Here is a 14,519-nt window from a genome sequence, read left to right as displayed (position 1 = left end):
GCCACAAGGGAGAGAAATACTGCCATATCAGGCCTCCGGGCGGGAGATGAGGGTGCATGTGGTAGCGCGCAGCTTCGCACATCACCTTCAGTAGCCACGACCTGGGTACTCACTCGCCCAGATGGTTGGGATCGAGGCGTGGCATTGCCCGGTTCACCGCGTACGTGATCGCCCACAGCACCACCCCGATCAGCAGCAGGATGCCCGCCACCTCGTAGTCCGCCGTGGCCCGCCCGCTCAGCGGGCTGGCGAGGAACGCGCAGGAGATCGCGCCCAGCACCGGAATCACCGTCGGTGCCCGGAAGTGACCGTGCGGAACGCGGTCCTTGCGCAGCACCAGCACCGCGACGTTGACCACGGTGAAGACGCAGAGCAGCAGCAGCGCGGTGGTCCCGCCGAGCGCGGCCAGGTCGGCGAACCAGATCAGTCCGAAGGCGATCAGCGTGGTGAAGACGATTCCCACCCATGGCGTACGCCGGGTCGGGTGCACCCGTCCGAGCAGGCGCGGCAGCACACGCTCGTTCGCCATCCCGTACAGCAACCGGCTCGCCATCATCATGTTGATCAGCGCGCTGTTCGCGACGGCGAACATGGTGATCCACGCGAACAGCGAGATCGGGAACCCGGGCGCCCCGGCCTGCACCACCTTGAGCAGCGGCGTCTCTCCCCGGCCGAGTTCGGCGGGCGGCACCAGGGCCACCGCCGAGACCGCCACCAGCACGTAGATGACGCCGGTCGTGCAGATCCCGGTCAGCATCACCTTGGGGAAGATCCGCGTCGGGTCGCGCGTCTCCTCGGCCATGTTGACCGAGTCCTCGAAGCCGACCATCGCGAAGAACGCGAGCGCGGTGCCCGCGGTAACCGACAGCGCCACGCTCTCCCCGGACGGTGTGGTGAAGTCGCCGAGCCGCGACAGGTCGCCCTTTCCGCCACCGAGCGCCCACGCGCCGACACCGATCACGATCAGCAGGCCGGTCAGCTCGACGCAGGTCAGCACCACGTTCGCCTTGACGCTCTCGCCGACGCCCCGGAAGTTGACCAGCGCGATCAGCGTCATGAAGCCGAGGGCGACCGCGGTCAGCGCGAGGCCCTCGCCCAGCGAGAGGTGCAGGGCCGAGCCGAAGTTCCCGGCGAACGCCTTGGCCGCGCTGGACGCCGAGGTCAGCCCGGAGCACATCACCGCGAACGTCACCATGAAGGTGAGGAAGTGCAGGTGGAAGGCCTTGTGCGTGTAGAGCGCGGCGCCGGCCGCCCGCGGGTATTTGGTGACCAGTTCGAGGTAGCTGAACGCGGTCAGCAACGCGACCGTGAAGGCCAGCAGGAAAGGCAGCCACACCGCGCCGCCGACCTGGTTGGCGACCTTGCCGGTGAGGGCGTAGATGCCGGTGCCGAGGATGTCACCGATCACGAAGAGCAGCAGGAGTCCCGGCCCAATCACCCGATTGAGCGATGGTTCGGTGCTGGTAGCGGCTTTCATCACGATCGGTTACCCGTATCCGGCGGAAAAGGAAACGCGGTGGTCACCCTCCGGAGAGGGTGACCACCGCGTCCGCATCAGGAAGCGGGGTACTGGTTCACGTAGACCGGAACGCCGATCTTCGTGGTGTCGGCCGCCTCGCCCACGCCGTTGATCACGTGGTCGATCACGCCGGCGCTCAGGTTCACCGTCATGATGTGGTGCAGCTTGACGCCCGGCCGCTGGGGCGCCTCGAACCCGTTCTCGGTGTGGATCGACGGGTTGTTCTGGTTGAAGACGTACACGCCGGCGCCGTAGAGGTTGTGGGTCTTGACCTTGTCGCCGACCTTGTAACCCGCGTAGCCCTCGACCGAGCCGTTCATCCAGTCCGCCTGCGTCGGCGGGTCGTACGGCAGCTCGTTCTGGTAGAGCACGGTCGTACCGCCGTTGCCGTTCCAGATCGTGTTGTACTTCTGGAAGTGCTCGACGAACAGGCCGGTCGCGGTCACGTCGTCACCGTTGATGATGGCGCCGTAGGTGCCGGTGTTGGTGTTCCACCGCTCGGTGTCGCCGCCGGTGAAGCCCTCCACGCCGTGGTCGGCCCGCCACACCCAGGTGTGGTCGATCAGCACGTCGTCGCTGTTCACCTCGAGCGCCGTGCCGGTCTTGCCGACGTGCGGGCCGCCGACCCGGAAGTAGACGTCCTGCAGCGTGGTCGGGTTGTTCGGCGTGGTGAAGCCGTGGCCGTGGCTCCGGCCGACGCGCAGCAGCGCGGACGACTTCTGCGTGCCGGCGTCGATGGTGAGGCCCGCGACGATCACGCCGGGCACGTCCTCGATCTGCAGCGGGGTGGAGCCCTTGACCGCGGTCAGGGTGGCGTGGCCGAGGCCCAGCACCACGGTGTTCGGCCGCCACACGTCGATGGTGCGGTCGATGTTGTAGACACCCGGCGTGAACAGGATGTTCCTGCCGAGCGCCGCGGCCAGGTTGATCTTCGCGGCGGAGTCACCCGGCTTCGCGATGTAGAAGTCGCTCAGGGGGATGTTCCGGCCGGGCGAGTTCCAGGTGACGCCGGCGGTGTTGCGCTGCGCGGCGGCGACGTGGACCTGGTATTTGCCCTTGGCGTCCACGAACAGGTAAGGCTTCTCCCGGCTGGCCGGGGTCTTCGCCAGCGTGGTGTACGGCGGGTTCGGGAACGCCGAGTCGTCGGGCGCGCCGACGACACCCGCGAACACCTGGTTCCACACGCCGTTCGACCAGCTGGCCACCTCGCTGTTGCGGGTCAGCCACTGCTGCTGCGAGCCGTTGACGGTCGCCGGCAGCTTGCTGTCGGCGATGAACCCGCCGGACGCGTACTGCGGGCCGGCGGTGCAGTAGTCCATCAGCGACAGGGTGCCGCCGGTGAACTGGGTGCGGCGCAGCGAGACCGCCTGCGAGACGCCCCAGAAGTTGGCCGTCTGCCGGCAGCCGTCCTGCCCGGCGCCGTTGATGTTGACGGTCAGGTTGCCCACGGTCCGCCAGAAGTTGACCAGGGCCAGGCAGTTGCTGGTGCCGCCGTTCTCGAGGCAGCGGTTGTACACCTCCACCTTGCCGTTGATCACGACGTCGCCCGGGTTGGCGCCCAGGCCGGCCAGCTCGGTGTAGTAGCCGACCTTGATCTGCAGCGGCTGTTCGGCGGTGCCGTAGGTGCCCGGCTTGAAGAGGAACGCGTACCGGTCGGTGCCCATCTCGTTGTTGACCTGCGCGGCGTTCGCGGCGTCCAGGGCGGCCTGGATCTGGCTGACCGGCTGGCTCGGGTCGAAGACGGTGACGCGTGTGCCCAGATCGGGCGAGCTGGAGGTGGGGTGGGCGGCGGCCGGCGCGGCCTGAGCCGTCACGGCCGCCAGGGCGAGGCCGAGCGCGAACGCCCCGGCGGTGGTCCGGCGCAGCGCGGCGCGCCGGCGGATTCTCGTCATACGGAGGAGTCCCTTCCGAAACAAGATCGCAATGATCCAGGTCACGGAAGCAATCGGCCGACCTCCATGTCAAGCGCGGTGCACTCGCATAGGCCTCCAATGTGGGCAAGCCGCCCAGGTTCCGGAACCGGGCTGGCCGAACGGCCCCGGAACCGGTACCGGAATCGCTTACGGAAGCGGACCCGGCTCAGCGCAGCAGAACGAGGGCGAGGATCGCCGCCAGCACCACGGCCGCCACCGACGCCAGCAGCACCGGGTGCGTGAGCAGGCCGGTCGCGTGCCGGGCCGCGGGGCGCTTGTCCGGGTCACCCGCCGCCGAGTTCGCGGAGGCGGAGAGCGGGTCGGCGGCCGCGGCGGCCAACGGGCTGGGGATCATGCGGAACCCGGGCAACCGGGCCGCTTCCACCGCGTCGACCAGGGGCATCGGATACTCGAGCTTCTCCGCGGCCGGAGCCGCCAGCGCGCCACCGGTCGTGCCGCTCGTGAGGGTCGCGGGGAACATCGCCCCGGCGCCCCCGCTCAACTGGGCGGCGAAGATCTCCGTAGCCTCCGGATCGGCGGGGACGAGCGTGTGCGCCCCCTCCATCAGCGGGCCGGACGGCGCCGCCACCGGGTAGTAGCCGCCCAGTCCCGCGGTCGGCGGCAGCACGGCCGTTCCCGGCTGGATGTGGTCGGTCCACTGCTGGCCGTCCCACCAACGGGTCGCCGGCAGGCCGCTCGGGTCTGCGTACCATCCGGCGGGCTTCGCGGGGCTGGTCATCGGTCGGGTCCTCGTTTCCGGTCCGGTCCAGGGACGGCGAAAACATCGGGTCCGGTGCGACCGTCTTTAGGGAACCCGCTCGGTCACCGGAATCGCCGGCCGGGCCGGGCGCGGGGCCCGGCCCGGCCGGCGGACGGTCAGACCGACTTCTGGTACGCCCGGAACGTCCGCGTGGAGAGCACCAGCATCACCACCGCGAGCCCCAGCAGCCAGGCGCCCCGGCTCAGCACGACGCCCCAGTCCGGGGACGCCGTCATCGCCGCACGCGCGGCGTCGAGCGCCCAGTTCACCGGATTCCAGTCCGCGATCGTCCGCATCCAGGACGGCATCAGCGACGACGCCATGAACGCCGACGACAGGAACGTCAGCGGCAGCAGCAGCATCGTGTTGATCCCGATGATCGTCTCCCGCTGCCGCGCCAGCATCCCGACCGTGTTCGACAGCGCGCTGAACACCGTCCCGAGCAGCAGCGCCGCGATCAGCAGCACCAGCAGCCCGGCGACCCCGCCCGGGTAGGACGCCCCGGCGGCCAGGCCGAGCAGGATGACCGCCGCCACCTGCACGGTCAGCGACAGCACCTGCTCCATGACCAGCGCGTTCATGATCGCCCCGCGCGCGACCGGTGTGGTGAGCAGGCGGTTCATGGTTCCACGCTCGATCTCCTCGAGCACGCCCATCCCGGACCACATGCTCGAGGACACCGCGGTCATCGCGACGACGCCGGGCACGATGTAGTCGAGGTAGTCGCCGCCGCCGAATCCGGGCAGCTCCACCACCCGGCGGAACAGGTTGCCGAACAGGAACAGCCAGATCGCCGGCTGCACGAGCATGATGACCACGAACGCCGGCTGCTTGATCAGCACCTTCAGTCGCCGGTTCGTCATCCAGTAGGTGTGGGTCAGCAGGGTCGTCATGCCGCGAACCGCCGTCCCGCGTGCCGGAGGTAGACGTCGTCGAGGGAGGGCCGGGCCACGGTCACCGTGGCCACGCCGATGCCGGCCGACTCCAGGGCGGCCAGGGCCGCCGGAACGGCCGCCGCGCCGTCGTCGGCGCGGGCGCTCAGCGTCCGCCCCTCCAGGGCGACCTCACGCAGGCCGGCGACGTGCGAGATCGCCTGCCGCGCTCGCGGTTCGTCCGGGGGCTGCCGGAGCTCCAGATGTACGGCGTCGCCGCGCAGTTCCCCCTTGAGCTGCTCCGGGGTCCCCTCGGTGACGATCTTCCCGCCGTCCACGATGGCCAGCCGCCCGGCCAGCCGGTCGGCCTCGTCCAGGTAATGCGTGGTGAGCAGGATCGCCATCGACTCGTCGGCGGCGAGCCGGCCGATCTCGGTCCACATCTCGGCGCGGCCCTCCGGGTCGAGCCCGGTGGTCGGCTCGTCCAGGAACAGCACGCCGGGCTTGTGCACCAGGGCGAGCGCCACGTCGAGACGCCGCTGCATGCCACCGGACCAGCCGCGCACCGTGCGGCCGGCGGCCTCGGCCAGGCCGAAGCGGTCGAGCAGTTCGTCGACGCGCCGGGTGAGGGCCTTACCCCGTACGCCGAAGATCCGCCCTTGCAGGGTCAGGTTGTCCCGGCCGCTGGCCATCGGGTCCAGCGCGGAGCGCTGGGGGACCACGCCGATCTCGCGCCGGACCCGTTCCGGATGGCGCAGCACGTCGTGTCCGGCCACCGTGGCGCGGCCGGAGTCCGGGCGGGCCAGCGTGGTCAGGATCTTGACGGTGCTGGATTTGCCGGCGCCGTTCGGCCCGAGCAGGCCGAACACCTCGCCGGCGCGGACGGTGAGGGTGAGCCCGTCGAGGGCCCGCACCCCGCCGGGATAACTCTTGCGCAGTTCTTCTGCCGTCACGGCATCACTCATGGTGATCCTTCTCGAGATCGCCACGGTCCGTGTCCCGGTTATCCTTGTTGCTGCTACACGCCTCGGATCTGCCGGGCCGTTCCCGCGGCCGGTTGCTGGGGCTGACGGCCCCGGCCGGTGTTCCCGCACCGGCCGGGGCCGTTTTCTTACCTCTCCGTCATGAAGTCGGAGAAATCTTCGGGTAGTTCGCCGGTGTCGTGCACCCGCTGCCAGGCGGTGAGGCCGGCCATCGTGCCGTCGCGCAGCTCCTTCAGCAGCCCGGTGATCCAGGCGACCTCGGCCTCCCGGACGGCCAGGCGGTACTCCGTCTCGATCAGGAAGAGCCGGGGGACTTGGGCCCGGTTGGCGTCCAGGTCGAGGCGCGTCTTCTCGTTCTCCGCGGCGAGGATGCCGAGCCGCTGCTCGAGCAGCTCGATCACCTCACCGGGCGGGAGCACCGCGACGATCGAGAGGGCCGCCTGAAGTCTCGGGAACTCGGGCTCGGGGGTGCCGAGCAGCTCCCGTATCCAGTCGATCATCTCCTGCCGGCCGGCCGGGGCCAGCCGGTACACCGTGCGCTCGGGACGACGGCCTTCCCGGACCGTCTCCGCCGCTTCGATGAAGCCGTGCTTCTCCAGGTTCTGCACGACGGTGTAGAGCGAACCCCACTGGATCTTGATGTCCTGGTCCTTGCCGAACGCCTTGAGCTGGGCGGCTATCTCGTACGGATGCATCGGCTGGATGCTCAGCGTCGCCATGATGTGCAGCCCGAGCAGGTTGCTCACCCTGCGTCGCTTCGCCATCTCCCCCTCTTTCATCGCGCCCGAGTGCTCGTCGACGAGTATTACGCATCCGAGCAAGAAAGCGAAAGTCCCTGGCCGGGCCGAAAGTCCCGCCCGGCAGGTGCTTCAAGCACCTGCCGGGCCCCCGGAACGAGCCTATTTTGGGAGGTGGGACCAGGCCTGGCCGATGAGGACCGCCGTCTCGTGCCGGTCCCGACCTGCGACGACCTGGGGGATCGAGATGAGCGCAATCGTTCTGGACGCGACCGTCACCGGGCTGGACCCGTGGCGTGGTTTCACCGGTGACTCCTGGCACACCAGCATCGCGGTGCGGGACTTCATCCAGGCCAATTACGTTCCGTACACCGGTGACTCGTCGTTCCTGGCCGGCCCGACCGCTCGTACCAGCGCGGTCTGGGCCAGGCTGACCGCGATGTTCCCGGTCGAGCGCGAGCGCGGCATCTACGACGTCGACGCGGTCACCCCGTCGACGATCACCAGCCACCAGCCCGGCTACATCGACGAGGACACCGAGCTGATCGTCGGGTTGCAGACCGACGCCCCGCTGCGCCGGGCGATCATCCCGAACGGTGGCTGGCGGATGGTCGAGGGCGGGCTGAAGGCGTACGGGTACGCACCCGACCCGGCCGTCGCGGAGATCTTCACGAAGTACCGCAAGACCCACAACGCCGGCGTGTTCGACGCCTACACCCCGGACATCCTCGCCGCCCGCAAGTCGCACATCATCACCGGGCTGCCCGACGCGTACGGCCGTGGCCGGATCATCGGCGACTACCGGCGGGTCCCGCTCTACGGCGTCGGCGCGTTGATCACCGCCAAGCGGGCCGACCTGGACGCGTGCTCTCAGGTCCCGATGACCGAGGAGATCGTGCGCCGCCGCGAGGAGCTGTCCGAGCAGATCCGCGCCCTGGGCGAGCTCAAGCAGATGGCCGCCTCCTACGGCTACGACATCTCCGGGCCGGCCCGCACCGGCCGCGAGGCGATCCAGTGGCTGTACTTCGCCTACCTGGCCGCGGTCAAGGAGCAGAACGGCGCCGCGATGTCGCTGGGCCGCACCTCCACCTTCATCGACATCTACCTGCAGCGGGACATCGCCGAGGGCCGGCTCACCGAGGAAGAGGCCCAGGAGCTGGTCGACGACTTCGTGATCAAGCTGCGGATCGTCCGCTTCCTGCGCACCCCGGAGTACGACGAGCTGTTCTCCGGCGACCCGACCTGGGTCACCGAGTCGATCGGTGGCCTCGGCTCCGACGGCCGTCCGCTGGTCACCCGGACCAGCTTCCGGTACCTGCAGACCCTCTACAACCTGGGGCCGGCCCCGGAGCCGAACCTGACCGTCTTCTGGTCCCCGGACCTGCCGCCGGGCTTCAAGGACTTCTGCGCCCAGGTGTCCATCGACACCAGCGCCATCCAGTACGAGTCCGACGAGCTGATGCGGCCGCGCTTCGGCGACGACACCGCGATCGCCTGCTGCGTCTCCGCGATGGAGGTCGGCAAGCAGATGCAGTTCTTCGGCGCCCGGGTCAACCTCGCCAAGACCCTGCTCTACGCGATCAACGGCGGCCGCGACGAGAACTCCGGCGCCCAGGTCGGCCCGGCCCTGCCCCCGCTCACCGGCGAGGTGCTCGACTACGAGCAGGTGGCGCAGCGGTTCGACACGATGATGGAGTGGCTGGCCGCCACCTACGTCAACGCGCTGAACATCATCCACTACATGCACGACAGGTACGCCTACGAGCGCATCGAGATGGCCCTGCACGACACGGACATCCTGCGCACCCTGGCGTGCGGCATCGCCGGTCTGTCGGTAGCCGCGGACTCCCTGTCGGCGATCAAGCACGCCAAGGTGCGGCCGATCCGCGACGAGCGCGGCCTGGTCGTCGACTACGCCGTCGAGGGCGACTTCCCGACGTACGGCAACAACGACGACCGCGCCGACAGTCTCGCCGTCGACCTGGTCGAGTCGTTCATGACCAAGATCCGCAAGCACCCGACGTACCGCGGCGCGGTGCACACCCAGTCGGTGCTGACCATCACCTCGAACGTCGTCTACGGCAAGCACACCGGCAACACCCCGGACGGCCGCCGCTCCGGTGAGCCGTTCGCCCCGGGCGCCAACCCGATGAACGGCCGGGACCGGCACGGCATGGTCGCCGCCGCGCTGTCGGTGGCGAAGCTGCCGTACGAGCACTCCCAGGACGGGATCTCGCTGACCACCACGGTCACCCCCAACGGCCTCGGCAACAACCGTGGGGAACAGGTCACCAACCTGGTCGGGGTGCTCGACGGGTACACGGCGACGGGCGGCTTCCACATGAACGTCAACGTGCTCAACCGCTCCACCCTGCAGGACGCGATGGCACACCCGGAGAACTACCCGCAGCTGACCATCCGGGTCTCCGGATACGCGGTCAACTTCGTGCGGCTGACCAAGGAGCAGCAGCTCGACGTCATCTCCCGCACCTTCCACGGCGCGCTGTGACCCGCACCGTCCTCCACCGCCCCGACCTGGCCATCATGCCGGTCGGGGCGCACACGGGTCCCGAGGGTGAACTGGTCGCGTCGGTGCACTCGTGGGATGTGGTCACCGCCGCCGACGGCCCCGGCACCAGGTTCGTCACGTTCTTCGCCGGCTGCCACCTGCGCTGCCTGTACTGCCACAACCCGGACACCTGGGAGGGCCGGAACGGTCAGCGCGTCACCGTCGACGACCTGGTCGCCAAGATGCTCTCCTTCAAGGCGTTCATCAACGCCTCCGGCGGCGGCGTGACGGTCTCCGGCGGCGAGCCGCTGCTGCAGGAGCGCTTCGTCGAGGCCTATCTGCGCCGCTGCAAGCAGGAGGGCCTGCACACCGCCGTGGACACGGCCGGGTTCCTCGGCGCCCGCGCCACCGACCGGCTGCTCGACGACACCGACCTGGTCCTGCTCGACGTCAAGAGCTCGAACCCGCGCACCTACCGGAGGCTGACCGGCGTCGCGCTGGAGCCGACGATCGTGTTCGGCGACCGGCTCGCCGCCCGGGGCAACCGGATGCGGATCCGGTTCGTGCTGGTGCCCGGGCTCACCGACGACCCGGACAACATCGCCGGAGTCGCCGACTTCGCCGCCCGCTGGGGCAGCGTCGAACGCGGTGGCGTCGTCGAGCAGGTCGACATCCTCGGCTACCACCGCCTCGGGCTCGCCAAGTACGAGGAGCTCAGGCTGCCCTACCCCCTGCCGGACGCCGTCCCACCGACCACGGAACAACTGGCCGCCGCGGCGGCCTGCTTCAGCGATCGTGGCCTGCGCGTGACGGCCTCCTGAGGGCAACACAGGGGCGGTCCGGTGTCCTCGAGGACACCGGACCGCCCCTGACTTCGTCGGAGCCCGGTCAGGCCTTGGTGATCACCACGTTGTCGACCGCGGCCTCGATCAGCGACGCGGTGCCGGTGTCCGCGGCCTCGACCTGCAGACGGACGGTCTGACCGGCGTACGCGGAAAGGCTCGCGCTCGCCGCGGTCCAGGCCGCCGCCTTGTTCGCGGCCGCCGCACTCACCGTGAGCAGCGTCGTGGTCGTGGTGCCGGAGACCACCCGGACCCGCAGATAGTCCGCGCTGGTCGCGTTGTTCAGGTAGGCGAGGTACCAGGACAGGTTCAGCGTCAGCGTGCCGGTGGGCAGCGTGATCGCCGGCGAGGTCAGCGTGGTGACGCCGCCGTCCAGGTCGTTCGCGCCCGCGCTGGAGCCCGCCGCCGCGCCGGTGACCAGGGCGTACGTGCCGCCGGCCGCCGCGTCCAGCTGGGTGGCCACACCGGAGCTGGACGTCGCCTCCGGGTTGCCGCGCTCGAACCGGCCGAGGGTCGCGGTGTCCGTGGTCCCGGCCGTCCAGCCCTTGGCGGTCTCGAAGTCGTCCGACCAGACCGTCGTACCGGTCGGCGGCGGGGTCGTGCCGGCGTTGGCCAGGGTCCAGACCGCGTACGCGATGGCGTCCGAGTTCCGGTCCAGCGCGGTGTCGTTGATGTTCGACGTGGTGTCGCAGGAAGCGTGGTAGCAGGGGTCGAACCGGGTGGCGGTGCCGCCCCAGAGCGCGACCTGCGCGGACGTCTTGGTGCCCTCGGCGCCGGTGAAGATGCCGCCGGCCGCGATGCCGGCGCTGATGAACGGGCCGTAGTCGCTGCGCCCGTCGAAGTCGGTGCCGCGGGTCGGCACGCCGATCGAGGTGAAGTAGTCGGCCAGGGTCTGCTCGATCTCGGCGGAGCCGGACGGGCCGGGGCCCGATCCGGTGTTGTCCGAGTTGTCACCGTCGTACAGGAAGTAGCCGGGGTTCGGCGAGCCGACCATGTCGAAGTTCAGGTAGTCGCCGATCGCGGCCTTCTGCGCGCTGGTCAGCGAGTTGACGTACGCCGTCGAGCCGCGCAGGCCGAGTTCCTCCGCGCCCCACCAGCCGAAGCGCAGGTGCCGGGTGGGCTGGAAGTTCGAGCGGGCCACCTGCAGCGCGACCTCGAGGTTCGCCGCCGAACCGGACCCGTTGTCGTTGATCCCCGGGCCGGCCGTGACGCTGTCCAGGTGCGCGCCGATCATCAGGGTGTTGCTGGTGTCGCCGCCGGGCCAGTCGGCGATCAGGTTGTATCCGGTCGCGCCGTTGTAGGTGAAGCTCTGCTGCGTGGTGGTGAAGCCGGCCGCGTCCAGCAGGTTCTTCACGTAGGTCACCGAGGCCAGGTAACCGGGCCGGCCGTGCGCCCGGTTGCCGCCGTTGGCGGTCGCGATGCTCTGCAACTGGGTGAGGTGTGCCTTGACGTTGGCCACCGGGATGTCCGGGGTGGCGGCCGCGGCCTGGGCTGGGACGGCGTTGAGGCCGGCGATCAGCACGGCGGCGCCGATGAGGGGGAGTGCTCGCACGGGATTCCCTTCGCGGGCGGACTAATTCATCGACGAGCATGACAGTTCACTTCGCGTTCACCCTCATACCAATAGATACCTACTTTCCTATTCGGACACGTGCAGATCGACCCGGGAATTGGCCATGACATATGTCCTGCCATTTCCATGCCTGAATGGCTAGTCTGCGAGGATCGCCCGGGCCCACCACGGCCCGTCGGGCGCTCGACAACGGAAGGTAAGGGATGCGGAAAATCCTGGCGGCCACCATCGCCGCCTCGGCCGGCCTCCTGATCGGTGCCGGCACGATCCCGGTCGCCGCGGCGGCCAGCGGCAGCCACGACAGCGGCTACACCCCACCGGCCATTGACTGGGGAAGCTGCACCCGGGCCAGCCTGAAGGCCCGCAACGCCCAGTGCGGTTTCCTGGTCGTCCCGCTGGACTACGCGAAGCCGCGTGGCACCAAGATCAAGATCGCGGTGTCCCGGATCAACCACAAATCCGCCGCCGACAAGTACCAGGGCGTCATGCTCACCAACCCGGGTGGCCCCGGCGGCTCCGGCCTCGGCCTGCCGGTGATCGGCGAGACCGTGCCGAACGGCGCCGGCGACTACTACGACTGGATCGGCTTCGACCCGCGCGGCGTCGGCTCCAGCGTGCCGGCTCTCTCCTGCGACGTGAACTACGCCGGCTACAACCGGCCGTACTACGTGCCGGTCAACCGGTCTCTGGAGAAGACCTGGCTGAAGAAGGCCACGGACTACTCCAAGAAGTGCGACAAGGCCGGCGGCGCGCTGCTCGACCACGTCAAGACCACCGACTCGGTGGCCGACATGGAGAGCCTGCGCAAGGCCCTGGGCGCCAATAAGATCAACTACTACGGCTTCTCGTACGGGACGTACCTCGGCCAGGTCTACGCCACGCTGCACCCGGACAAGATCCGCCGGGCGGTCTTCGACGGCGTGGTCGACCCGCGGCGCGTCTGGTACGACGCCAACCTCGACCAGGACATCCAGTTCGACAAGAACATGGACGTCTACTTCGCCTGGATCGCCAAGTACGACTCGGTCTACCACCTCGGCAAGACCGGTAAGTCGGTGAAGGCCAAGTACTACTCGACGCTCGCGGCTCTGCGTAAGTCTCCGGCGGCCGGCAAGATCGGCCCGGACGAATGGAACGACATCTTCGTCTCCGCCGGTTACTACGTCTACGGCTGGCAGGACGTCGCCGACGCGTTCGCCGCTTGGGTGAACGACAAGGACGCGACCCTGCTGCTGGCGAACTACGCCGAGCCGGGTGGCGTCGACGCGGACAACGGCTACGCGATGTACCTCGCCACCCAGTGCAGCGACGTCCAGTGGCCGACGAACTGGTCCAAGTGGCAGCGGGACAACTGGAAGATCCACTCCAAGTACCCGTTCATCACCTGGAACAACGCCTGGTACAACGCGCCCTGCATCAACTGGGGCACCAAGCCCGGCAAGCCGGTCGGGATCAACGGCGCGAAGGCGCCCGGATTCCTGCTGATCGGCGAGACCAACGACGCCGCGACGCCGTACACCGGCGCGATCGAGGTGCGTAAGCGCTTCCCGCGCTCGGTGCTGATCGAGGGGGTCGGCGGCACCACGCACTCCGGCTCGCTCAGCGGCATCGCCTGCACCGACGACACGATCGCGAACTACCTCGCGACCGGCGCCCTGCCCAAGCGGGTCAAGGGCAACCGGTCCGACAAGCAGTGCCAGCCGGTTCCGCAGCCCGACCCGACCGCGGTCAGCGCCTTCAGCGCCGACGCCGCGGGCGGAACCTCGCGCACTCCGGTCCGGACCGCGCGGGTCCTGCGCTGACCTGACACCGGCGGGCCGTACCGATCCCGGTGCGGCCCGCCGCGTCGTCTACGCCGGCCGTGGTCACCCGGCTGGAGAGGAACAGCCTGTGGAGCTGCGCGACATCGAGATCTTCCTGACTCTGGCGGAAGAGCTCCATTTCGGACGTACGGCCGAACGTCTGCGGGTGTCCCAGGCCCGGGTCAGCCAGTCCATCAAACAGCAGGAGCGGCGGATCGGTGGCGCCCTCTTCGAGCGGACCAGCCGCAACGTGCGGCTGACCCCGCTCGGCCGGCAGCTACGTGATGATCTCCACCCGCACTTTCACGGCCTGCACGAGGGCCTCCAGCGAGCCAGGCTCGCCGCCCAGGGAAGCACCAGGGCACTGCGTCTCGGCATGGTGAGCTGGAACTATCCGGACCTCCAGCCGTTCTTCGACGCCCTCGTCGTGCGCACCGGCTGTGCGGTCCAGGTCCGCTCCGTCGAGTTCGGCGACCCCTTCGGCCCGCTGCGCGCCGGCGACATCGACGCGGCGATCCTCTGGCTCCCCGTTCGAGAACCCGACCTGAGCGTGGGCCCGGTCGTCTACACCGAGCCCATAGTTCTGGCGACCTCCGCCACCCACCCGCTCACCAGGCAGGAAACGGTCTCCTACGAGGATCTCGCCGACTGCGTCGTGATGGGCGGCTGCTCTCCCGACTACTGGCGGGAAGCCCTCGTGCCCTCCCACACACCCAGCGGCCGGCTCATCCCGATCGGCCCGTCCGTCACCAACGGCCAGCAGATGCTGCCGATCCTGGCCTCCGGGGAGGCGGTCTCGCCCGCCCACGCCCACGGCAGGTACTACGCCAACGCGCCGGGTATCACCTACCTGCCGATCCGCGACGCTCCGCCGGCCCGGTTCGCGTTGATCTGGCGCACCGCCGCGGAAACCCAGCTCATTCGTACCTTCGCCGAACTCGTCGCCGAAGCCGGGCCACTCGCCCTGTACGGTGCGCCGGAGAGCCCCCCATCCCATCCGTGACGCCGC

At 69.4% G+C, this 14,519-nt stretch carries 11 protein-coding genes; 4 read left to right on the top strand and 7 right to left on the bottom strand.

Annotation, left to right across the window (positions count from 1 at the left end; genetic code table 11):
- Positions 1-109: 109 nt before the first annotated feature.
- The 6 genes from CHC09_RS32120 to CHC09_RS32095 all read right to left on the bottom strand — a co-directional run bounded on the left by CHC09_RS32120 (position 110) and on the right by CHC09_RS32095 (position 6,811).
- Positions 110-1,438: an APC family permease gene (locus CHC09_RS32120; protein ID WP_239138667.1), complete on the bottom strand. Its 1,329-nt coding sequence runs from the start codon at positions 1,436-1,438 to the stop codon at positions 110-112.
- Between the two features lie 116 nt (positions 1,439-1,554).
- The gene (locus tag CHC09_RS32115; protein WP_089297008.1) at positions 1,555-3,411 is read right to left on the bottom strand and encodes an adenylyl cyclase; all 1,857 of its coding nucleotides are present in this window, start codon (positions 3,409-3,411) and stop codon (positions 1,555-1,557) included.
- Between the two features lie 187 nt (positions 3,412-3,598).
- Positions 3,599-4,171, bottom strand: a complete 573-nt coding sequence (locus CHC09_RS47215) for a DUF2510 domain-containing protein (protein WP_203833300.1) — start codon at positions 4,169-4,171, stop codon at positions 3,599-3,601.
- A 137-nt stretch (positions 4,172-4,308) separates the two neighbouring features.
- On the bottom strand, positions 4,309-5,085 hold the full coding sequence (locus CHC09_RS32105) for an ABC transporter permease (protein ID WP_089297007.1): 777 nt from the start codon (positions 5,083-5,085) through the stop codon (positions 4,309-4,311).
- The gene (locus tag CHC09_RS32100; protein WP_089297006.1) at positions 5,082-6,029 is read right to left on the bottom strand and encodes an ABC transporter ATP-binding protein; all 948 of its coding nucleotides are present in this window, start codon (positions 6,027-6,029) and stop codon (positions 5,082-5,084) included. Before CHC09_RS32100 ends, CHC09_RS32105 begins: the two co-directional genes overlap by 4 nt.
- Positions 6,030-6,175: 146 nt before the next feature.
- Positions 6,176-6,811 carry a PadR family transcriptional regulator gene (locus CHC09_RS32095; protein ID WP_089297005.1) on the bottom strand — a complete coding sequence of 212 codons (636 nt, stop codon included), beginning with the start codon at positions 6,809-6,811 and terminating at the stop codon, positions 6,176-6,178.
- A 220-nt stretch (positions 6,812-7,031) separates the two neighbouring features.
- Here CHC09_RS32095 and pflB point away from each other — a divergent pair, with 220 nt between their 5' ends.
- Both pflB and pflA read left to right on the top strand, forming a co-directional pair.
- Positions 7,032-9,293: a formate C-acetyltransferase gene (gene pflB / locus CHC09_RS32090; protein WP_089297004.1), complete on the top strand. Its 2,262-nt coding sequence runs from the start codon at positions 7,032-7,034 to the stop codon at positions 9,291-9,293.
- Positions 9,290-10,114, top strand: a complete 825-nt coding sequence (gene pflA / locus CHC09_RS32085) for a pyruvate formate-lyase-activating protein (RefSeq protein WP_239138668.1) — start codon at positions 9,290-9,292, stop codon at positions 10,112-10,114. Before pflB ends, pflA begins: the two co-directional genes overlap by 4 nt.
- Positions 10,115-10,181: 67 nt before the next feature.
- Here the strand turns inward: pflA and CHC09_RS32080 are convergent, their stop codons facing one another.
- Positions 10,182-11,687, bottom strand: coding sequence for a M28 family metallopeptidase (locus CHC09_RS32080; protein WP_089297003.1), 1,506 nt, complete (start codon positions 11,685-11,687; stop codon positions 10,182-10,184).
- Between the two features lie 224 nt (positions 11,688-11,911).
- Here CHC09_RS32080 and CHC09_RS32075 point away from each other — a divergent pair, with 224 nt between their 5' ends.
- Both CHC09_RS32075 and CHC09_RS32070 read left to right on the top strand, forming a co-directional pair.
- Positions 11,912-13,510 carry an alpha/beta hydrolase gene (locus tag CHC09_RS32075; RefSeq protein WP_089297002.1) on the top strand — a complete coding sequence of 533 codons (1,599 nt, stop codon included), beginning with the start codon at positions 11,912-11,914 and terminating at the stop codon, positions 13,508-13,510.
- Between the two features lie 88 nt (positions 13,511-13,598).
- Positions 13,599-14,513 (top strand): LysR family transcriptional regulator, encoded by a 915-nt coding sequence (locus CHC09_RS32070; RefSeq protein WP_089297001.1) that lies wholly within the window; start codon positions 13,599-13,601, stop codon positions 14,511-14,513.
- Positions 14,514-14,519: the final 6 nt, after the last annotated feature.

Origin of the sequence: Actinoplanes regularis (assembly GCF_900188005.1) — a bacterium.
In the GTDB taxonomy this organism is placed as follows: domain Bacteria; phylum Actinomycetota; class Actinomycetes; order Mycobacteriales; family Micromonosporaceae; genus Actinoplanes; species Actinoplanes regularis.
This window is presented reverse-complemented; position numbering and strand designations above follow the sequence as displayed.